Source organism: Salinicoccus luteus DSM 17002, assembly GCF_000712035.1.
Classification (GTDB): Bacteria; Bacillota; Bacilli; order Staphylococcales; family Salinicoccaceae; genus Salinicoccus; species Salinicoccus luteus.
Map to the genome: position 1 here is coordinate 12,597 of NZ_JONV01000009.1, position 21,322 is coordinate 33,918.

General features: G+C 48.1%; 23 protein-coding genes and 1 riboswitch. Of the genes, 4 read left to right on the forward strand and 19 right to left on the reverse strand.

Annotated features, from left to right (window positions below):
- Window positions 1-17 precede the first annotated feature (17 nt).
- The gene (guaB, locus tag BO53_RS0106615; protein WP_031546747.1) at window positions 18-1,487 is read right to left on the reverse strand and encodes an IMP dehydrogenase; all 1,470 of its coding nucleotides are present in this window, start codon (window positions 1,485-1,487) and stop codon (window positions 18-20) included.
- A 79-nt stretch (window positions 1,488-1,566) separates the two neighbouring features.
- Window positions 1,567-1,667: riboswitch (purine riboswitch) on the reverse strand.
- 149 nt (window positions 1,668-1,816) lie between these two features.
- Between guaB and BO53_RS0106620 the strand changes: the two genes are divergently transcribed.
- Window positions 1,817-2,212, forward strand: a complete 396-nt coding sequence (locus BO53_RS0106620) for a general stress protein (protein ID WP_031546748.1) — start codon at window positions 1,817-1,819, stop codon at window positions 2,210-2,212.
- A gap of 69 nt (window positions 2,213-2,281) precedes the next feature.
- Here the strand turns inward: BO53_RS0106620 and BO53_RS0106625 are convergent, their stop codons facing one another.
- Both BO53_RS0106625 and BO53_RS13370 read right to left on the reverse strand, forming a co-directional pair.
- The gene (locus BO53_RS0106625; protein ID WP_084184950.1) at window positions 2,282-2,920 is read right to left on the reverse strand and encodes a YfbU family protein; all 639 of its coding nucleotides are present in this window, start codon (window positions 2,918-2,920) and stop codon (window positions 2,282-2,284) included.
- 201 nt (window positions 2,921-3,121) lie between these two features.
- On the reverse strand, window positions 3,122-3,970 hold the full coding sequence (locus BO53_RS13370) for a helix-turn-helix domain-containing protein (RefSeq protein ID WP_037341955.1): 849 nt from the start codon (window positions 3,968-3,970) through the stop codon (window positions 3,122-3,124).
- Between the two features lie 192 nt (window positions 3,971-4,162).
- On the opposite strand from BO53_RS13370, the gene BO53_RS13575 reads away from it, so the two are divergent.
- Entirely contained in the window at window positions 4,163-5,431 is a 1,269-nt protein-coding gene (locus BO53_RS13575) for a DUF2382 domain-containing protein (protein ID WP_051683047.1), read from the forward strand.
- A 91-nt stretch (window positions 5,432-5,522) separates the two neighbouring features.
- Here the strand turns inward: BO53_RS13575 and rpsR are convergent, their stop codons facing one another.
- The 16 genes from rpsR to rpmH all read right to left on the reverse strand — a co-directional run bounded on the left by rpsR (window position 5,523) and on the right by rpmH (window position 18,137).
- Complete coding sequence (gene rpsR, locus BO53_RS0106645; protein WP_031546752.1) at window positions 5,523-5,762, reverse strand: 30S ribosomal protein S18; 240 nt, start codon at window positions 5,760-5,762, stop codon at window positions 5,523-5,525.
- A gap of 194 nt (window positions 5,763-5,956) precedes the next feature.
- The gene (gene modB, locus BO53_RS0106650) at window positions 5,957-6,643 is read right to left on the reverse strand and encodes a molybdate ABC transporter permease subunit (protein ID WP_031546753.1); all 687 of its coding nucleotides are present in this window, start codon (window positions 6,641-6,643) and stop codon (window positions 5,957-5,959) included.
- Window positions 6,624-7,391: a molybdate ABC transporter substrate-binding protein gene (gene modA, locus BO53_RS0106655; protein ID WP_031546755.1), complete on the reverse strand. Its 768-nt coding sequence runs from the start codon at window positions 7,389-7,391 to the stop codon at window positions 6,624-6,626. The genes modB and modA overlap by 20 nt, the downstream gene beginning before the upstream one ends.
- A 211-nt stretch (window positions 7,392-7,602) precedes the next feature.
- Window positions 7,603-8,106 carry a single-stranded DNA-binding protein gene (gene ssb / locus BO53_RS0106660; protein WP_031546756.1) on the reverse strand — a complete coding sequence of 168 codons (504 nt, stop codon included), beginning with the start codon at window positions 8,104-8,106 and terminating at the stop codon, window positions 7,603-7,605.
- Window positions 8,107-8,130: 24 nt separating this feature from the next.
- Complete coding sequence (rpsF, locus tag BO53_RS0106665; protein ID WP_031546757.1) at window positions 8,131-8,427, reverse strand: 30S ribosomal protein S6; 297 nt, start codon at window positions 8,425-8,427, stop codon at window positions 8,131-8,133.
- Window positions 8,428-8,543: 116 nt separating this feature from the next.
- Complete coding sequence (gene ychF / locus BO53_RS0106670) at window positions 8,544-9,644, reverse strand: redox-regulated ATPase YchF (protein ID WP_031546759.1); 1,101 nt, start codon at window positions 9,642-9,644, stop codon at window positions 8,544-8,546.
- Window positions 9,645-9,656: 12 nt separating this feature from the next.
- Window positions 9,657-9,851: a DUF951 domain-containing protein gene (locus tag BO53_RS0106675; protein WP_031546760.1), complete on the reverse strand. Its 195-nt coding sequence runs from the start codon at window positions 9,849-9,851 to the stop codon at window positions 9,657-9,659.
- 2 nt (window positions 9,852-9,853) lie between these two features.
- Window positions 9,854-10,780 (reverse strand): mechanosensitive ion channel family protein, encoded by a 927-nt coding sequence (locus BO53_RS0106680; protein ID WP_245608211.1) that lies wholly within the window; start codon window positions 10,778-10,780, stop codon window positions 9,854-9,856.
- A gap of 23 nt (window positions 10,781-10,803) precedes the next feature.
- Window positions 10,804-11,655: a ParB/RepB/Spo0J family partition protein gene (locus BO53_RS0106685; RefSeq protein WP_084184952.1), complete on the reverse strand. Its 852-nt coding sequence runs from the start codon at window positions 11,653-11,655 to the stop codon at window positions 10,804-10,806.
- Between the two features lie 109 nt (window positions 11,656-11,764).
- Window positions 11,765-12,577: a ParB/RepB/Spo0J family partition protein gene (locus BO53_RS0106690; protein WP_031546765.1), complete on the reverse strand. Its 813-nt coding sequence runs from the start codon at window positions 12,575-12,577 to the stop codon at window positions 11,765-11,767.
- 13 nt (window positions 12,578-12,590) lie between these two features.
- The gene (gene rsmG / locus BO53_RS0106695) at window positions 12,591-13,307 is read right to left on the reverse strand and encodes a 16S rRNA (guanine(527)-N(7))-methyltransferase RsmG (RefSeq protein WP_031546766.1); all 717 of its coding nucleotides are present in this window, start codon (window positions 13,305-13,307) and stop codon (window positions 12,591-12,593) included.
- Window positions 13,304-15,187 (reverse strand): tRNA uridine-5-carboxymethylaminomethyl(34) synthesis enzyme MnmG, encoded by a 1,884-nt coding sequence (mnmG, locus tag BO53_RS0106700; protein ID WP_031546767.1) that lies wholly within the window; start codon window positions 15,185-15,187, stop codon window positions 13,304-13,306. The genes rsmG and mnmG overlap by 4 nt, the downstream gene beginning before the upstream one ends.
- Window positions 15,188-15,200: 13 nt before the next feature.
- A complete protein-coding gene (gene mnmE / locus BO53_RS0106705) occupies window positions 15,201-16,580 on the reverse strand; it encodes a tRNA uridine-5-carboxymethylaminomethyl(34) synthesis GTPase MnmE (RefSeq protein ID WP_031546768.1) in 1,380 nt (459 codons plus the stop codon).
- Window positions 16,581-16,594: 14 nt separating this feature from the next.
- Entirely contained in the window at window positions 16,595-17,452 is an 858-nt protein-coding gene (gene jag / locus BO53_RS0106710; RefSeq protein ID WP_031546769.1) for an RNA-binding cell elongation regulator Jag/EloR, read from the reverse strand.
- 16 nt (window positions 17,453-17,468) lie between these two features.
- Complete coding sequence (gene rnpA, locus BO53_RS0106715) at window positions 17,469-17,804, reverse strand: ribonuclease P protein component (protein WP_031546770.1); 336 nt, start codon at window positions 17,802-17,804, stop codon at window positions 17,469-17,471.
- A gap of 195 nt (window positions 17,805-17,999) precedes the next feature.
- Complete coding sequence (gene rpmH, locus BO53_RS13730; protein WP_000240855.1) at window positions 18,000-18,137, reverse strand: 50S ribosomal protein L34; 138 nt, start codon at window positions 18,135-18,137, stop codon at window positions 18,000-18,002.
- Window positions 18,138-18,585: 448 nt separating this feature from the next.
- Here rpmH and dnaA point away from each other — a divergent pair, with 448 nt between their 5' ends.
- Both dnaA and dnaN read left to right on the forward strand, forming a co-directional pair.
- Window positions 18,586-19,908, forward strand: a complete 1,323-nt coding sequence (gene dnaA, locus BO53_RS0106720) for a chromosomal replication initiator protein DnaA (protein WP_031546772.1) — start codon at window positions 18,586-18,588, stop codon at window positions 19,906-19,908.
- A gap of 162 nt (window positions 19,909-20,070) precedes the next feature.
- Window positions 20,071-21,204, forward strand: a complete 1,134-nt coding sequence (gene dnaN / locus BO53_RS0106725) for a DNA polymerase III subunit beta (RefSeq protein WP_031546774.1) — start codon at window positions 20,071-20,073, stop codon at window positions 21,202-21,204.
- The last annotated feature ends 118 nt before the right edge of the window (window positions 21,205-21,322 follow it).

Genomic DNA, 21,322 nt, shown 5'->3' on the forward strand with positions numbered 1-21,322 from the left:
TCAACCGTGCTCCTATCTTATCTAGAGTAGTTCGGGGATTCCTTGGTGATCTGGACATTGTGCGGGTGGCTTTCAATCAATCCTGCACCCGTAATCTTGACTAATTGGGAGTCCTCCCTCAGAGCCTCAAGGTTCTGGGATCCCGTATAGCCCATGCCGGATCTCAGGCCGCCCATCAGCTGATAGATTGTATCGCTGAGTGGACCCTTGTACTCTGTACGTCCTTCAATGCCTTCAGGAACAAATTTCTTCGCTTCGGAATCCTCCTGGAAATAGCGGTCTTTGGAGCCCTTCTCCATCGCTCCGAGGGAACCCATGCCGCGGTATGTCTTGTATCTTCTGCCCTGGAAGATTTCAGTCTCTCCCGGAGATTCGCTCGTACCTGCCAGCAGGCTGCCGAGCATTACCGCATGCCCTCCGGCCGCAAGTGCTTTGACGATGTCGCCGGACAGCTTGATGCCGCCATCTGCAATGATCGTCTTGCCATGTTTCCTTGCCTCACTCGCTGCATCATAGACTGCAGTGATCTGGGGAACACCGACACCTGAAACCACCCGTGTTGTACAGATGGACCCGGGACCGATGCCGACTTTGACTACATCGACACCTGCTTCGATCAGTGCCTTCGTACCTTCCGCTGTTGCCACATTTCCGGCAATCAGCGTGATATCAGGGAATTTATCGCGGACATCACGAATGGCATTGAGTACACCTTCCGAGTGTCCATGCGCCGTATCGATGACCAGAGCATCCACCCCGGCTGCGATGAGTTCTTGCGCACGCTTGTCCGTCTCTTTGGCGATGCCGATGGCACCCGCCACAAGCAGGCGTCCCTGGCTGTCCTTGGCGGCACCCGGGAATTCGATGACCTTCTCGATGTCTTTTATTGTGATGAGCCCTTTTAATATATTGTCTTCATCGACAAGTGGGAGTTTTTCAATTCTGTATTTCTGAAGAATCTGTGCCGCTTCATCCAGTGTCGTGCCGACTTCAGCCGTGATGAGATTCTCTTTGGTCATTACATCATCAATCGGTTTTGAATAGTCTTCGATGAAACGCAGATCACGGTTTGTAATGATGCCGATCAGTTTCTTCTCTTCGGGATTGTTGACGATTGGAACACCGGAAATGCGGTATTTCCCCATCAGATGTTCTGCTGCAAACACCTGCTCCTCCTTCGTCAGGAAGAAGGGGTCTTTAATGACACCATTCTCGGAGCGCTTGACCTTCTCGACCTCGTCACGCTGGCGTTCAATCGACATGTTCTTGTGGATGACACCAAGGCCGCCCTGACGGGCAATCGCAATCGCCATGGCAGATTCAGTCACCGTATCCATGCCTGCACTCAGAACCGGTATATTCAGTCTGATGCTCTCGGACAGCTGTACGGACAGATCCACTTCTTTCGGTAATACTTCTGAATGCGCCGGTACCAGCAGCACATCATCAAACGTCAAACCCTCTTTTTCAAACTTTCTTTCCCACATTCTTATTGCCTCCTATTTTAAAATAGTGCACCTTAAAAAAAACATATGATAGGAACAATGAAGATACAGCCGATAATCGGATATCCAATTGTTATTTCATAGCAGCTTTATTTAAGGTAAAGCCTAGAAACTCATAATCCATATTATTATGATTATATGAAATAAAATAATTAATTACTTATGATAGCAAAAAAGCCCGGTATAAACAATGTATTTTCGACAATGGTAATAATACAGAAAATTTCAACAAGTGTATGAGGAGGGTTTTGAAGCAGCCAAAGAGGGAATATTATCTAAAATTGAAGATATTTATGAAAAGGAGGTTCATCATGAATTATTTCGAACTGTATGATAGTCAGGAAGCGGTGCTCGACCGCATTACACAATTGAAGGCCGAAGGATATTATGAAGAGGATATCCATCTTATGGGCCGGGATGATAAAAAATTCGAAGCCCTTGAATACACAGAAGTCGTCTATCATATCCATGTGACGGATGACAGGGGACTGAAGGAGATACTGGCTAGAAACGAGCCGGCAGAACGATTCCTCCACGACTACGAACTGGATGAAGATGAAATAGAGAGATACTTATTCAAAATCAGTGAAGGAAACTATCTGATGTTCTATTCAGACCTGGATCTCATGGAACGGAGGGAAGAACAGCAGGAAAGGGAAGAAAGTGCAGAAGCGGATTTCAAAGGGAAGGTCAAAGACCCTGAATAGAGTCGAAGAAAAAATGATCTGAAGCGGCATATCATGGCTTCAGATCATTTTTCTGCGGTTCACTAATAACTATTCCTTTACACCCAGGCAGCTTTCCTTCACCACCTGCAGTGTATTCAAGCCCCCAACATCAGTAATATTCAGATTCTTCGGCCTGAGCATTTCCATTTCCTGTCCCTTTTCAATACAGACCCCCCTAATCTCATCAACCGATAGAAGGTCCATATATTCATACGATTTGTGGTTAAGAATCATTTGCCTATAATGATGCAGCGATAAATTATATGTGTTACCTTCCCTTTTTTGGATATCAATCTCGCCATGTCGGTTCAAAAAATTACAGTATGTAAAATGGTGATGTTCTACATTACTGCCGCTATCGAACCCATTGAAGTGGACATGATAACCTGCAGACAGTTCATCCTGCACCTCTTCGGACAACTGTCCCATCGATCTTTCCACCTTGTTGAAGATTTCAAGAATCAAATCCACCTCCCCGGATACATCCATCGTCACCTCATCCCGGCTGATCATTTCCGTGACATGGGGATACTTATTCTGTATTCCTTCAGTAAGAATATCCATGTAGTAGCAATAGGACTCCCGGTTTGCAGAGTCAAGGAGACTCATAATCTTAAACTGGTTCAAGAGCATCAATCGCGCCAGAGGACTATCCAGCTCGCTCACTCCTCTATTGTTCGTCCCCATCTAGAAGATATACTCTGGACACAGGCAGTCGCCTTTTTTGGCTGCATTAAGTTGATTACTAGACTCAAAATTGGCAGTGCTTAAAATAATGACCAGTGCCATTAAAATATGTTTCATAATCTGTCTTCCTCTCATTCTATATGTATGCAATATATCAGCATTAATCATACTTTAATGTGTATAAACCAATTAAGATAGCTTTTATGATGAAATATTCTCTCCGGAATAACTTTTTAAGTTTTCCAACATATCAAGCTTTTGATGTGAACTATAAAGATACTCCAATTGGCTAATCATCCTTATGGCTTCGTCTCTATATCCCAACACCATCAAAGCCATCATTTTGTTATATAACGTTTCACAAAGTAGATATGTAGATTCGTTTTTCTGTAGTATGTCCAGAGCTTTATCGGAGTACTTCATCGCCTTCTCGTAATTGTTTAACCTACAATAGCTGATAGACAAATTGCAGAGAATCTTTACTATCAGCTTAAATGACTTTTTACCTGAGTGTCCATAATATGTTTCTGCTTCTTTATACGAGTCAATTGCTTCTAGTTTCATTTTGCTGTATATAATCCCTTTGGCCAGATGCATCTCTGCGACCGCTTCATACATCCATTCATTCCTCTGATTCTTTTCTATCGCTGTACTGATCAGACGGAGCGCCATCCTGTATTCTCCTTTTGACTGCTTCACAAGCCCCAGATGCCAAGACCTATAGCCTTCAAGTTCCGGTGACTGCTTCCAGAACATGCTTCTCTCGCTTTCCAGAATTTCAGTCATCTTTATGTAATCCTGGTTTCTTCTTGCCTCATCCAGTCGTTCCCGTACAATAAGGCCCGGTGTCTTGTCCCCGTTGCAGAATACATCATGTACGCTCAGATTAAGACGTTCCATCACAGCCAGAAATTCATCCAAACGTATGGTGAACTGCCCATTTTCCAACCTGGATATGGCAGACTGGGAAGTAATGCCTTCAGAAAGTCTCCTCTGGGAGAGTGACATCATTTTTCTTCTTATTCTAATCTTGCTTGAGATATCTTCCAATCATTTCCACCCTTTTTAGATTATTATTCCACAGCCCTGTCAGGACGTCCATTAAATTTTTCAGGAGAGTTTATTAAATATGCACATGGGTATAAATCTAATACGTATTAGGATGATGCATGCGCGCTGTGATCAGTCATTTTCTAGAGATGAAACGAGACCCAATCATCAAACAAAATGGAGGTATGAGTTATGCGTAAGATTGAATCATACATGAGCGAACAGGAAATGTTGGGAAGAATTGAACAGCTTAAGTCCGAAGGTGTAGCCGAAAATCAAATTACTGTAGTTTCCAGAGAAGAGCTTGAAGGTTCTTCCTTGAACTATACTGATGTGAACTACAAGACTTCCGAAGGAAGCACCTGGGATAAGATTGTTTCCTGGTTCAGTGCAGAAGAGCCTGAGGAACGGGTAATGACAGGCCTCAATCTGAATCCACAGGAAGAGGAAGAGTATAAGGAAGCCTTGGATAGCGGTAAGATTCTTCTCTATGTCAACGATGAAATTGAAGGGGACACCACTGACTATCCTAAGGATCCACTGCTCGAAGATGATGAGGACAGGGTGGATAAGGGTGACTCTGCAGAGCGTCCAAGATCCACTCCTAGCAGTGCGCATAGCCCCGGTGTGACCGGAGCAGCCGGTGCTACAGCGGCAGCTGGGGGCATCGGTTCTGATGAGCGGGATGAAAACCGTTACGTCGATGGTGCCGAACGCCCTGAAGTCGACAGGGAAACAGGCTCCGCCCTAGGCAGCGCACACAACGAAGGTACAACTGAAGCAGATGGCGGCAAACGGGGTGAAAACCGTTACGTCGATGGTGCTGAACGTCCGGAAATCGAAGAAGATTATCAATATGCTGATCGGGATAACCGGGCAATCAACGATGACATGGTCGAAGGAAGACGTGACCAGAATGTAGTCAATACAGACCGGGATGCACCATTGGATGACAGGGCAGGACGCTATAGCGTTGATGAACGCGCATTGAATACCAGTGGTCCTGCCGACGATACCGATGAGTTTGCAGACCGGGATGACCTTACAGACGAAGAGAAAATCCAGCTCCGCGAAGAACGGCTGAACGTAGACAAAGAGAGGGTTCAGACAGGCGAAGTGAATGTCGACAAGCACGTTGAGACGGACCACCAGGAATTCGATGTGCCGGTCGAACGTGAAGAGGTCACAGTAGAGAGGCGCCCCGTGGATGGAGACCGTCCTGCAGGAGACATCGACACAAATGACCAAGACTCCATCAATGTACCGGTCAACGAAGAGCGTGTAAACGTTGAAAAAGAAGATGTCGTAAATGAAGAAGTCGTCGTAAAGAAAGATAAAGTCAGAGATACAGAGCATGTTTCCGAAGACGTTCGCCGTGAAGATGTGGACATTGACGAGACAACAAATGACAGAGGGCGAGTAGATGACGACCGCCTGGACAGAGATAGAGACAGGCTATAATATATTCATTTGGTCCCATGGCTCAGGCCATGGGCCTTTTTTTGCGCAAAAAATCCCCATCCAATTAAGGATGGGGATTTCACTCACATTATTATTGTTCTTCCTTCACATATGGAAGCAATGCCATATGACGTGAACGCTTGATTGCTTTTGTAAGCTGGCGCTGATACTTCGCAGAAGTACCTGTTACACGTCTTGGAAGAATTTTACCACGTTCTGAAATGAACTTTTTAAGGAGATCTACTTCTTTATAGTCAATGTGCGTAATGCCATTGGCTGTGAAGTAGCAAACCTTTTTACGGCGACGACCGCCTCTTCTTGGACCTGCCATGAGTTATCCTCCTCTACAGATTGAATATTGCTATGCAGTAGTGTGTGGTACTGCAGACGCGTATTCACATCTATAATTTTAGTTATTTCCTGATGAACGTGTGTAAGTGTTTTTGTATGTGCATGGTATATTTTACACATTTCCATGCTTATTGTCAATCAGTGATGCACAAATTGTTTTCTATAATCACACAATTAAGCATTGCTGCTTTTCGTCCTTACAATGAAGAGCATGATGAATGAGATGACGACGATGGTGATGACCCACATCCAGGCAAGAGTCGTCTTTCCGGAATCCAGAGCGATATATATCGCTGTAGGCACAGTCTGTGTCCTGCCCGGTATGTTCCCGGCGAACATCAGCGTGGCACCGAACTCTCCAAGCGCCCTGGCGAAGCTCAGTATACCTCCGGCCATCAAGGCTTTTGAGGCAAGAGGGATGGAGATGCTGAAGAATGTCTGCAGACTGGTCGCCCCATCCACTTTGGCCGCCTCTTCAATATCTCTATCAATATTCTGAAACCCTGCTTTGGCAGACTGGTACATCAGGGGGAAGGCGACGACAGCGCTTGCGATTACCGCAGCATACCAGGTGAAGATGACGGGCTGGTTGAAAATATAGGTGATCCAGCCACCGATCAGACTATTGTTGCCGAAGATCACGATCAGCAGAAAACCGATGACTGTCGGTGGCAGTACAAGCGGCAGCATGATGAGGGTCTCGACAATTGATTGCCCGGGAAATTTTTTGTCCGCCATCCATTTGCCCATGAGCGTACCTAAAATGAGAACGATGATGAAGGCCAGGATGGAAACCCGGATCGACAGCCGGATCGGATCCAGGAATTCTTCAAATGTAATGTTACTGAACAGTGAATCCATATGCTTCAAACACCTTTAGAGCCGCTTCAGATTGAAGGAATTCATAGAATTCCACAGCGGTTTCATGATTTGGGGAATCCTCCACCACACCTGCAGGGTATGTGATGGCCGTATGGAGGGAGGCCGGAAATTCATGGACAACCTTCACCTTACTGCTTAAAAGGGCATCCGTATGATAGACGATTCCTGCTTCAACATTCCCCGTCTCTACATAAGATAACACTTGTCTCACGTCCTTTGCATAGACGATATCTTCTTCTACCTCCTTGAAGATGTCCAGGGATTCCAATGCTTCCCTCGCGTACATGCCTGCAGGGACAGCACTCGGTGTGCCGATAGAAATCTTCCCAATGTGATTGAGGTCCTCCGGGGCAAGTGCCTTCCCGTCTTCAGGGGTGATGAGCACAAGGGAGTTCCCGAGGAATTCCGTGTTTGCTGAAGGATCTATCACTCCTTCATCCAGCAGCAGCTGGAACTTATCCTCTGCCGCCGAAATGAACAGGTCGGCCGGTGCGCCCTGGGAGATCTGCTGCTGCAGGGAACCCGATCCTCCAAAGTTGAAGGACAGGTCTACATCCGGATGCGCTTCTTCATAGAGTGCTGCGACTTCCTCCATCGCATCGCTCAAGCTTGCCGCTGCCGAGATGGTGACCTCCTGTCCACTGTTCCCTGTTGCACTGTTGCTGCACCCCATCATTATTAAAAGCATGCACACCATGCCTATCCATGCCAAAGCACCCTTTTTCATAAAAGCTCTCCAATCTAAATGTATGCTTAATTGTCATTATAAACATTTCTCCTCCCTTAGAGAATATGCCAGGTGACGATTATTGTGAATTAAAAAAGGCATTCCGGGTTAACCGGAATGCCTCGGGCATAGGATACACACACTATATCCTACACATGCACACACACACTTTTCACACGTCTATCGTTCATACCCGATTTTGGGGTATGGATTAGAATGGTAGATCGTCATCACTGATGTCAACCGGTCCGTCTGCATTGGCAAATGGATTCTCCTCTTTTGAATCCTGTCTGGATTTCTGAGGTGCCGGTCTTGAACCAGTGGACTGGTTACCGTACGCATTCTGATAGCTATCTGCGGAATTATTATACTGTTGATTACTGCCTTGCCCTTGTACTTTAGGTTCCAGGAACTGCACACTATCACACACTACTTCAGTCACATATACTCTTTGACCCTCTTTGTTCTCATAGGAACGGCTCTGCAATCTGCCGTCGACTCCCGCCAGACTGCCCTTCTTCAAGTACTGATTAACGTTCTCCGCCTGCTTGCGGAAAACGACACAGTTGATGAAGTCAGCCCCACGTTCGCCGTTCGCACTTGTGAACGGACGGTTGACTGCCAGAGTGAAGGTCGCTACAGATATATTACTTTGACTGACTTTCAGTTCGGGGTCTTTCGTAAGACGCCCTACCAATACAACACGGTTCAGCATGTAATCAACTCCATTGTATTATTACTATTTTTCAGCTTGTTCATCGCGCACAATGATATGACGAATGATATCATTGTTGATTTTGGCCAAACGATCGAATTCATCTGTGGCTTCCACATCAGCATTCACTTTGATGATGTGATAAAAGCCTTCGCTGAAATCTTCGATTTCATAAGCAAGACGACGTTTACCCCACTCTTTTGATTCGACGATTTCCGCACCTTGTGAAGTCAAAACGTTGTCAAAACGCTCAACAAGCGCCTGTTTCGCATCTTCTTCAATATTTGGGCGAATCACATATAGTATTTCATATGCTCTCATCTTCTACACCTCCTTATGGTCTTTAGCGGCCCATTTCCGTAGAAATAAGCAAGGAATAATTTTCATTACTCACAATCCGATATTATACCAGTGATCGGTTCTTTTTACAATCATTTTTACACATTGAATCTGAAATGGACGACGTCCCCGTCCTTCATGAGATAGTCCTTTCCTTCCAGACGGACCTTGCCCGCCTCCTTGGCCTTCGCCATGTTGCCATTCGCCACCAGATCATCATAGCTTACCGTCTCTGCACGGATGAAGCCTTTTTGGAAATCAGTGTGGATGATGCCCGCACATTCGGGCGCCGACATGCCTTCCCTGAAGGTCCATGCCCGGACTTCCTCGACGCCTGCTGTAAAGTATGTTGCCAGACCTAGCAGGTTATATGCGGCTTTGATGAGCTTATCCAGTCCGGACTCCTCTATGCCGAGATCCTCCAGGAACATCTCCTTCTCATCCTCATCCAGCACCGCAATCTCCTCTTCCACTTTTGCAGAAATCACGATGACTTCAGAGCCTTCTTTTTCTGCATATGCTTCGATGGATTTCAGGTATTCATTCTGTTCGAGATTGCCGAGTTCTTCTTCGGCCACATTCGCAACGTACAGCATCGGCTTCTGCGTCAGCAGATGGAGGTTCTTGACCTGCTTCGCCTCTTCAGCTGTGAATTCAAGGGCCCTGACCGGACGGTCGTTCTCAAGCCCTTCCTTGATCTTGGAAAGCAATGCAAGTTCAGCCATTGAATCCTTATCCTTCTGCTTCGCCATCTTCTCGAGGCGCGGTATCCGTTTCTCCACACTTTCCAGGTCCGCAAAAATCAGTTCCATGTTGATGATTTCGATATCATCAATCGGATCGACCTTGCCGGATACGTGTGTGACATTCTCGTCATCGAATGCGCGTACCACTTGGCATATCGCGTCCACTTCGCGGATGTGGGCGAGGAATTTGTTGCCCAGTCCTTCACCTTTGGATGCACCTTTGACAATGCCTGCGATATCTGTAAATTCAAATGCTGTAGGAATGGTCTTTTTCGGTTCGACAATTTCAGTCAGTACATTCAATCTCTCGTCCGGCACTTCAACGATGCCGACATTCGGATCGATGGTGGCGAAAGGGTAGTTTGCCGCGAGTGCACCTGCTTTGGTTATTGCGTTGAATAATGTCGATTTGCCGACGTTCGGCAACCCGACGATCCCTGCTGTCAGAGCCATTTATAATCACCTTTATGCTTCATATTTTTTTCTTACCATTTTCATTCTCTTTTCGAAATCACGACGCGGCATCATGATGACCCGGTCGCACTGGTTGCACTTGATCTTGATGTCCGCCCCCATGCGGGTGATGGAGAACAGCCTGCTGCCGCACGGATGCGGCTTCTTCATTTCAACGATATCATTCAGACCATATTCTTTTGTCATGATTACTCACCTTCATCTTTAGCCATTTTATCATCAAAATCCTGTATGTCCATTTTAGGTACGGAGATATAGATGCCTTTGTCCTCAAGATGGTTCTTGATCGCTTTTCTCATGCGGCGTGTCACCCCAAAGTGCTCCATCGGCTGTGTCTCGAGCATTACCCGGATGATGGCTTCACCATTCTGTATGCCCTGCAGCCCAAGGATTTCGGGCTTGGAGACAAGCATCTCCTCTTCCTGCCAACGGGCTTCAAAGAAACGCTCCAATATATCCTCGACTGCATCGAGGTCCTCTTCCACCGAAACATTCATATCCAGCATGGATATCGCATTGTAGCGGGAGAAGTTGACGACTTCGTTGATGGTGCCGTTCGGGATGATGAAGAGTTCGCCCTCCCATCCCTGGATTTTGGATGCACGAAGGCCGAGGGACAGCACTTCACCCTCGGCGACCGTCGTACCGGAAGTGTTCACCCTGACAAAGTCGCCCTTGTCGAACTGGTTCTCGAGAATGATGAAGAACCCCGTAATCATGTCCTTCACAAGGCTCTGTGCACCAAAACCGATTGCCAGACCGACGACTCCGGCACCGGCGAGGAGCGTCCTTACAGGCAGGCTGAACGTTTCAAGGACCATCATGATGACGACGAACCATATGAATACCGTAGCGGCATTCTGCAGCACGTTGATCAACGTCTGGTTGCGCTTGTTGTTCCCTTTCATACGGGACTTCGATTTGACCTTGAAGAAATTCTCGATCATCCTGTTGGCGATTCTGACGAGAATCATCGCCGCAATGAGCAGTATGAGTGCCCGTATCACCTTTGAAGCGATGCTTATCCACAGCTCAGGTTCGCTCAAATTATCCATAATTTCACTGATGAACATGAACGATTCATCAGCTGTTGTCATCAGTATATTCGCTAACACTGCTTCCACCTTCACTTTCCAGTTTACTTGTCTTCCAGCATGGAGATGAGCCGTTTGAACTCTTCTTCATTCCTGAACTCGAATGATATCGTTCCTTTTTTCCGCTTCTTCTTTATCTCTACTGCCGTTCCGAACTGTTCCTTAAGCATCGTCTCATGCTTCTCTATGAACTTCGGCTTGTCTTGCTTCTGCTTTCTCTTGACAGGCCCTTCCTGCAGACTTTTGACATGGGCTTCGAGGGCTCTGACGCTCAATCCTTCGTCGATGGCGTGTTTTGCGGCGCGTTCCATCTGGAGGGGGTCTTTGAGTGCCAGAAGTGTCCTTCCGTGTGCGCCTGAGAGCATCTCGTCATTGATCATCTGTCTGATGGCATTCGGCAGGTTGAGCAGTCTCAGCATATTTGCGATATAGGGCCGTGATTTGCCCAGCCGCTCAGCGACCTCATTCTGGGTGATATTCAAGGTGGTCATCAGCTGGCGGTAGCTCATCGCCTCTTCCAGGGGGTTGAGGTTTTCACGCTGCAGGTTCTCAATGATGGCAAGCTCCATCATTTCGGTATCCGTCATCTCCTTGACGATTGCGGGAATGGTTTCCCTGCCGAGCATACTGCATGCCCTGTACCTTCTTTCCCCTGCCACGATATCGTAGCCCTTGACCGATTTCCTCACCACGATGGGCTGGATTACGCCATGCGTTCCAATGGAATCCGCCAGTTCCCTGAGCTTCTCCTCATTGAACTCCATACGGGGCTGATAGGGATTTCTTCTGATTTCGGAAATTTTGAGTTCGATGACCGTCTCACCTTCCTTGCTGCTGGAAAATAAAGCATCCAGTCCCTTTCCCAGGCTCTTTCCCAGTCCTTTTTGCCTTGCCATGCGCCACTACCTCCAGTGCAGGGTTCTCATAAGTATAAAATCACATGCTGTCATTATATCAGCCAACCTGCCCATTGTAACATAAGAAAAACACCCACACAGTGAGTGTCTATCTATAGATCTTGATCGTCACTTCATGGAACGCATCCTCATCGGCCGACTCATAGGATACATTGAATCCCTTGTCCTTCAGCCTGTCCACTTCGCGGTTGAGGTCGTTCAGTATGAAGGACATGTCCTCATCGAAATCCAGTTCATCATTGACGTGCTTCAGCCTCTTCTTGACTGCGTGCTCCGTCTCTTTCACCGTCATTTTTTGCTTTCTGATGTCTTCAAGCATCTCTTCCTGACCCGCATCCTCCAGGCTGAGGAGGGATCTTGCATGGCGTTCGGTGATCTCCTGCTTCTGGAGGGCTTCGATCACCTCATCGGACAATTTCAGGAGACGCAGCTTGTTGGCGATGAAGGACTGGCTCTTGCCGAGATTCTGCGCAAGATTCTTCTGGGTGATGCCGTCCATCTTGAGGAGCTTCTTATAGGCTTTCGCCTCTTCTATGCTGGAGAGGTTCTCCCGCTGTATGTTTTCTATCAGTGCAATCGCTGCGGATTCGGTATCGGTCAGATATTTCACGATGACCTCCGCTTCTTCACGGTTGAGCATCTTCAGCGCCCTGAACCTGCGCTCCCCTGCAATGATTTCAAACATGCCCTCCTCTATCGGACGGACAGTGATCGGCTGCAGGAGACCATGCTCCTCTATGGAGTCCGCCAGTTCACGTATGCGGTCGCGGTCGAATGCGGTCCTCGGCTGATAACGGTTCGGTACGATATTTTCCATCGGCAAGTGTTGCAGGGATACATTCTCCTGCTGATCTTCACTTTTGTCTATCAAGCCGAAAAGTCTTGAAAATGGTTTTTTCACGTGCACCACCTGCCTATTGTTTTAATGGAGATTTGTTTGGTGTACCCGGCTTTCGCGGATACTTCTTCGGAGTCTTCCTCTTCTTCACGATCTCGAGGATATGGCGTTCGCTGTCCTCCTCCGGAAGGGTGAAGTTGTGGGTATCCACAAGCTCACCTCCAAGGAGGTCCAGTGCGAATTGGCTTTCCTCCAGCTCCTCGATGCCCTTTCTGCCTTTCAATACGATGAACCTGCCCCCTGTGCGTACGAGTGGCAGACAGAGCTCCGCCAGCACATTCAGCTGGGCGACGGCACGGGCCGTCACGATATCGAACATATGACGCTGGGCACCCTGTGCAAATGTCTCCGCCCGGTCATGGACCAGATGGATCTTGTCCAGATCGAGCTCTGCCGTCAGTTCATTCAGGAACAGTATGCGTTTGTTCAATGAATCCACTATCGTCACTTTAAGGTCGGGTCTGACGATCTTCAGCGGGATGCTTGGAAAGCCCGCCCCCGCCCCGACGTCACATATGCTTGCATTTTCAGGAATATCCACATGGAAGAGCGGCGTCAGCGAATCATAGAAGTGTTTCAGATAGACGCCTGCTTCATCAGTTACGGCAGTCAGGTTCACCCGGTCATTCCATTCGGCCAGCATTTCGAAGTATCTTCTGAATTGGGCGATCTGGCTATCGTCCAATATGATGCCCTGCTGTCGCAGTGCCTCTATGAATTGGGCTTCCTTCATGCTTCCACCCGCTGGATGCTGCCCTGTTCAATATAGACGAGGAGGATCGAAATATCCGCAGGGTTGACCCCTGAAATTCTGGAAGCCTGGGCGATATCGAGTGGTTTGACGGTCTTCAGCTTGTCCCTTGCCTCTGTGGCGAGCGAGTGGATCGCATCATAGTCGATATCCGCAGGTATCTTCTTCTTCTCCATGCGCTTCACCTTGTCTACCTGCATGAGTGACTTCTTGATGTAGCCATCATATTTCACCTGAATTTCAACCTGCTCATATTCTTCCTGGGTGAGTGTCGTTTCCTCTTCCAGTATTTCCATGATGGAGGCATAGTCCATTTCAGGACGTCTGAGCAGATCGATGGCAAGAATCCCATCCTTCAGTGCTGTACCGCCCCTTTTCTCCACAATGGCCTGGGTATGCGCATTCGGCTTGATGCGGATCTTCTTCAGTCGCTCGAATTCCTCTTCGATATGCCGCTTCTTCGTCTCGAATGCCTCAAGCCTTTCATCTGAAATGAGCCCGATGCGATGGCCGATTTCCGTCAGGCGCATGTCTGCATTGTCATGACGCAGAAGCAGACGGTGTTCCGCCCTTGACGTCAGCAGCCTGTACGGTTCATTCGTTCCTTTCGTCACAAGATCGTCGATGAGGACGCCGATGTAGGCATCGGAACGGCTGAGTACCAGCTCCTCTTCCCCGAGCAGTTTGCTCGCTGCATTGATGCCCGCGATGAGTCCCTGTCCGGCCGCTTCCTCATAACCGCTGGTTCCGTTGATCTGGCCGGCAGTATAGAGGTTCGTGATCTTCTTCGTTTCAAGTGTCGGCCACAGCTGCGTCGGAACGAGCGCATCATATTCGATGGCATAGCCTGCACGCATCATCCTGGCATTCTCAAGTCCTGGAATGGATGAGAGCATCTCGCGCTGTACATTCTCCGGCATGCTCGTCGAGAGACCCTGTACATAGACCTCTTTCGTGCTCCGGCCTTCCGGCTCCAGGAAGATCTGGTGCCGTGGCTTGTCGTTGAAGCGCACGATCTTGTCTTCGATGGATGGGCAGTAGCGGGGTCCTGTGCCTTTGACCATGCCCGAATACATTGCAGAAAGATGCAGGTTGTCATTGATGATCATATGCGTATTTTCCGAAGTGTAGGTCAGCCAGCAAGGCAGCTGATCCATGATGAATTCAGTTGTTTCGAAGCTGAAGGCACGTGGTACATCGTCTCCGGGCTGTATCTCCGTCTTGGAGTAGTCGATGGAGTCCGAATTGACCCGCGGCGGTGTTCCCGTCTTAAAGCGGACGATCTCGAAACCGAGATCCTTCATCTGATCCGCAAGGGGCACCGAAGGCATCTGGTGGTTCGGTCCACTGGAATACTTGAGGTCGCCGAGTATGATTTCCCCACGCAGGAAGGTGCCTGTCGTGACTATCACGGCCCTTGCTTCATAAATGGTGCCGATGTTCGTCCTGACACCTTTGACTTCACTGTCTTCAACAATCATTTCATCCACCATGCCCTGAAGGATATCAAGGTTTGGCTCGTCCTCCAGTACACGTTTCATCTCCTGCTGATAGAGCACTTTATCGGCCTGGGCTCTGAGGGCACGGACTGCCGGTCCTTTGCCGGTATTCAGCATGCGCATCTGTATATGCGTCCTGTCGATCACTTTTGCCATCTGTCCACCGAGTGCATCCACTTCACGGACGACGATCCCTTTCGCAGGTCCCCCTACTGAAGGGTTGCAGGGCATGAACGCTATATTGTCCAAGTTGATTGTCAACATCAGCGTCTTCAGCCCTTTTCGTGCAGAAGCGAGCCCTGCTTCTACGCCCGCATGGCCTGCACCGATGACAACAACATCGTATTTCATATTATCTGTCATAGTTCTCCTCCTTTTATTTTCCAAGACAGAACTGGCTGAAGAGCTGGTCGATCAGCTGTTCGCTGACATCTTCCCCAATCACTTCTCCGAGCAGTTCCCACGTTTTGACAAGGTCGATCTGTACTATATCCACCGGTACGTCCATTCCGGCTGAGTCTATCGCATCGGATATCGCTGATGCCGCCTGCTCGAGCAGGTGGATATGACGGTTGTTCGATACATAGGTGGAATCCACGGACTGGATTTCACCTTCAAAGAACAGGCTTGCAATCCGTTCCTCAAGGTCATCCACACCCGTTCCATTGATGATGGATGTTCTGACTACCGGCATATCCGGATACCTCGACTGAAGATCTTCGACATCGAGCTTCGGTTCGAGGTCCAGCTTGTTGACGATATTGATGACATTCTGATCCGACATCGAATCGAGGATTTCTATGTCCTCATCCGTGAGCGGTTCATTGTTGTTCAATACATAGAGGATGAGCTCCGCTTCCTTCAGTGCCTGGCGGCTGCGTTCGACGCCGATCTTCTCAACGATATCATCGGTGTCCCTGATACCTGCCGTATCTATGAGCTTGAGCGGAATGCCGTTGACGTTCACGTATTCCTCCAGTATGTCGCGTGTTGTTCCTGCCACATCGGTCACGATGGCCTTGTTGTCCTGAATCAGATAGTTCAGCAGGGAACTTTTCCCGACATTCGGCTTTCCGACGATGACAGTGCTCAAGCCTTCCCGCAAGATCTTTCCCTGGGCACTGCTCTTCAGCAGCTTCCTGATCTCATCCTTGACCTTCTGGGCCTCCTCCTCGAGGAATGAAGTGGTCGCCTCTTCGACATCATCGTACTCCGGATAATCGATGTTCACTTCCACCTGTGCCAGTATGTTGAGGATGCTCTGGCGCAGCCCCTCGACATGCGTTTTCAACCTGCCCTGCATCTGCTGGTTCGCAACTTTCGATGCTTCCGTCGTCTTGGACCTGATGAAATCCATCACGCCTTCAGCCTGGGACAGGTCGATTCTGCCGTTGAGAAAGGCGCGTTTCGTAAATTCCCCCGGCTCCGCCATGCGGGCCCCATGCTTCAGTGTCAGCTGGAGCACGCGGTTGACCGTGTGTACGCCACCATGGCAATTGATTTCAACGATATCCTCTCGCGTATAAGTGCGGGGCGCTCTCATGACTGCCGCCATGACTTCTTCCACGGTCTCCCCGGTATCCGGGTCCACGATATGGCCGTAGTTGATTGTATGCGAATCCACCGATTCCAGCGGGTTCGCGCCTTTATAAAGACGGTCTGCGATTTCCACTGCATCCACGCCCGAGAGACGCACAATCGCAATTGCACCTTCGCCCACCGGAGTGGAGATGCTGGATATTGTTTCTAATTGCATGATGCAATGCTCCTTTACTTCTTTTCTATCACAATATAACGGTTCGGTTCTGCACCTTCCGAATACGTTTCAATATCTTCAATAGTGCTCAGCACGTGATGCATGATCTTCCGTTCAAAGGAAGGCATCGGTTCGAGCTTCACCGGCCCCTCTGTCCGCTTTGCCTTCTTCGCCATGTTGACTGCAAGATTTTCGAGTGTTTCACGCCGCTTCTCCCGATAGTCCTCTACATCCAGTGTGATGACACCGTAACTCTTGTATATCGAATTGAAAAACTGCTGTGCCACTTCCTGCAATGCATTTAGCGTCACGCCGCGCTTGCCGATCAGCTTGGCTGCCATCGGCGAGAACAGTTCGATGCGCACTTCATTCTGAGCCACTTCGACTTCACTCGTTCTTTCTATATTCATGTCCTGGATGATCTGCTCCACGTAGGCTCTTGTCTGTTCCGCCGCTTCTTCGATGGGAATCTGGACGCGCACATCTTCATCCATGGCATCATCCTGGGCAGGAACGTGCTCGAGTTCCTCCGTATCGATGACATCCGCTTCTTCATTTTCATTTTCTTCCATTGAATCGGAAGGTTCAGTGACGGAATCAGGTGCCCCATCATCTTCCGGTTCTTCTTCAGCGACGATGCTGTCCGTCTTCTCCGCATCCCTTGCGATGAGGGCTTCAATCGATTCGTACATCTTGAGTTCAGGGTTTATGATGGTCAGTCTGACGACGGCATCTTTTCTGCCGAAGCCGAAAAGCCCCTTCTTCCCTTCCTCTTCGACATCGATTTTGACATCCGCTTCCGTAACTTTCAGTTCTTCAAGGCCTTTGGCGATTGCACGATCAACAGTTTCATCTGTGTAAACTCTGTACATGGCGGTAACCCCCGTATCATTTTATACATTTTGCGATTTTCAGCACGTGCAATAATGATTTTTCCATCTGATGATAATCCATGTCGCTGACCGGCTGCCTGGCAATGACGACATACTCCCTCGGCTTCAGCCGCTCCTGGTGCTTATGGAAGAAGACCCGTATGCGCCGCTTGATCTTATTGCGCTTTACAGCGTTGCCAAGTCGTTTGGACACACTGATGCCGAGCCTCATATGATCGGTTTTCGGATGGTCGGCCAGATATACGACGAACTGCCTGTTTGCATACGACCTGCCCTTTTTGAAGACGAGCTGGAAATCACGTTCTTTTTTAATTCTGAATCTCTTTTTCATCATTAGTACGCTCTCTCACATATGATATTTCATTATATAAAATCCACCGTCATTATAGCACGCCATATACATTGAAAAGTCCCCTTGTGCTCAGCACTGGCGCCAGCAATATCCGGCGGCCTCCGGCGCAAGTGGTAAAATGTAAAGCTGCCTTGCTACACAAAAAAAGATCACCTATTCAGATGATCTTGAGGATTAGGCTGAAAGTACTTTTCTACCTTTTCTTCTACGACGGGCCAATACTTTACGGCCGTTCTTTGTGCTCATTCTTTTACGGAAACCGTGCACTTTGCTGTGCTTACGTTTATTTGGCTGGTAAGTACGTTTTACCATATTAAATACACCTCCATGATACCTATTGCCTGTGTATAGCTTTTAGAATTGTAACTATTAAAGAATAACAGATGCCCTTGCAGATTTCAATACATTTTTCACCTGGATTTGAGAACTCCGTAATGTGGATAACCCACACTGTTGACAATGTGTGTGGATAACTATATTGTGGATATTTCTTTTCCACACCCTTTTGAATAGGTTATCCCCAGTTTCACAAGTGTTTACAGATACCCTGTGGATAACTATCGATATTGTGCATATCTTTTTGAAACTGTTGATATTCCTAATGTTTTTCGTTATAATTTTGAATATAAATTTGTGGAAAAGGCGTCCTGGCAACAAGGTTTGTCCACAGAATGTGAGTAACCTGTGGATAGTTATTCAACGCTGTGGAAATGATTATCCACACACTGTGATTATGTGAATAGGAAAAGAGGACAATCGTATGAGTAGTATTAAGGAAATCTGGGAGAATACGCTGAAAGGCATCAAAGGGACCATTGCCAATGCAAGCTACCAGACTTGGTTCCAGGATACTTCAATGATCCACCTGGACAATGAAACGGCTGTGATCAAAGCGGATACCCAGTTTCAGAGGGACTGGCTTGAAAAGAACTATAGTGGACTCATCCAGGAGCAGCTGTTCGAGGTCATGGGAGAAAAACCTGAGATCAGAATTGTCACCGAGGAAGAGGAGACACCGGCGAAGCTTCCGGAAAGGACGGCGCCCGAACCTGAAGTCCCCGTGAACAACCAGCTCAATGTAAACAATACTTTTGAAACATTCGTCATCGGAAACGGGAACCGCTTCAGCCATGCAGCGTCACTCGCCGTGGCCGAAGCCCCGGCCAAAGCCTACAATCCGCTCTTCATCTATGGCGGTGTCGGCCTCGGCAAAACCCACCTCATGCATGCCATCGGCCACTATGTGCTCGAGCATCGGCCAAACGCGAAAGTAGCTTATCTGTCGAGCGAAAAGTTCACCAACGAATTCATCAATTCGATCCGTGACAACAAGACCGAGGAGTTCAGGAACCGCTACCGCAATGTCGATGTACTGCTGATCGATGATATCCAGTTCCTTGCAGGCAAGGAATCGACGCAGGAGGAGTTCTTCCATACGTTCAATGCGCTCCATGAAGACAACAAGCAGATCGTCATCTCAAGCGACCGTACCCCAAAGGAGATCCCGACGCTCGAGGACAGGCTCAGATCCCGCTTTGAATGGGGTCTGATCACTGATATCACCCCACCCGACCTTGAGACAAGAATTGCGATTCTCCGCAAGAAGTGTGAAGAGGAAAAAGTGGAGATTCCGAATGAGGCGATGATCTACATCGCGAATCACATCCATACGAATATCCGGGAACTCGAAGGGGCCCTGACCCGTGTGGCCGCGTACTCCAAGCTTGTCAACCAGCCCCTGACGCCCGAAATGGTCTCGGAAGCACTCAAGGATCTCGTCACCCAGTCAAAATCGAAGAAGATTACGATTACGGATATCCAGGAGGCGGTCGCTTCATTCTATGATATCCAGATCGAATCGTTCGCTTCCAAAAAACGGACAAAATCGATTGCTTTTCCGAGACAGATTGCGATGTATCTCGCCCGGGAACTCACCGATTATTCGCTGCCGAAGATTGGGGAGGTTTTTGGCGGACGGGACCATTCCACCGTCATCCATGCCCATGAAAAGATTTCGAAGATGATTACAGAGGATGAACGTTTCAAACAGGAGCTGGAAGAGGTAGAAAACCGTATCAATTAAAGATGTGCACACTGTGGATAAATGTTACACTGTAACAAACAGTTTACCAACATGTGGATAACTCGCCTGGTCTGGCCTCAATGAACTTATCCACAAATCCACAGGCCTTACTACTGTTATTACTTAAAATACTAATCAATATATATAAGGAGTCATTAACTTATGAAAATCAGTATTAACCGCCAGTATTTCATCGAACAGCTGAATCATTGTCTCAAGGCAATTTCTCCCCGGACGACATTGCCGATTCTCAATGGCATAAAAATTGAAGTGAAAGAGGATCATTTGCTTCTTACTGGTAGTGATTCTGAAATTTCTATTGAAATCACCATTCCCACCGAAATTGATAATGAAGAAATTCTTGAAATACATGAAACAGGTACCGTTGTACTCTCAGGAAGATTCTTTGTGGATATCATCAAAAAACTGTCCGGCAATTTTGTAGAACTTGAAACGAACGATGCATTCCAGACAAAGATTTCAGCTTCCCAGTCTGAATTCAATCTGAGTGGAAACGATCCGGACCAATATCCGCTGCTTCCTGAAGTCAACGATGAGGAAAGCATCATACTGCCAGCAACCGTTCTGAAGAACATCATCAACCAGACAAACTTCGCAGTTTCCCTCTCTGAAACACGTCCAGTACTTACAGGTGTAAACTGGCAGTTTCAGGAGAGCGGCATCCAGTTCACTGCCACGGATTCCCATAGGCTCGCCCTCAGGAAGCTTGAAGGCGACCAGTTCGGGATGGACAGCATGCATGCGATCATCCCGGGGAAATCACTGACGGAACTGAACAAGATCATCAATGATTCCGATAATGAAGTGGAGATCCACTTCTCACAGAACCAGGTACTGTTCAGCTATGGAAACATGCGCTTCATCTCCAGGCTGCTTGAAGGGAACTATCCGGACACGTCCCGCCTGTTCCCGGAGAACTACGAAACGAAGGTCACGGTGAACAATGGAGAGTTCTACCATGCGATCGACCGTGTATCCCTATTGGCGCGTGAAGGCGGCAACAATGTCATCCGCATGAGTGTGGAAAATGGCGGTGTCGCGCTGTCATCCAACTCACCGGAAGTCGGTACGGTGCATGAAGATATCAATACCGGAAAAGTGGAAGGTGAAGATTTGAAGATCTCCTTCAACTCCAAATACATGATGGATGCGCTGAAAGCGATCAATGATGATGAAGTCGTCATCGAATTCTTCGGCACGATGCGTCCATTCACACTGAAGGCGGCTGAATCGGATGCAGTCGTCCAGCTGATCCTGCCAATCCGGACATACTAATATCGAGTGAAATCTGCGACTGAGCCCCAGAAACTAAAAAAAGGGGGTCTCAGTCGCTTTTTATATTTCCAGGGGGAAACACCTTATTTGCGCCCTTGAACGCTCCTATGGCTTTATT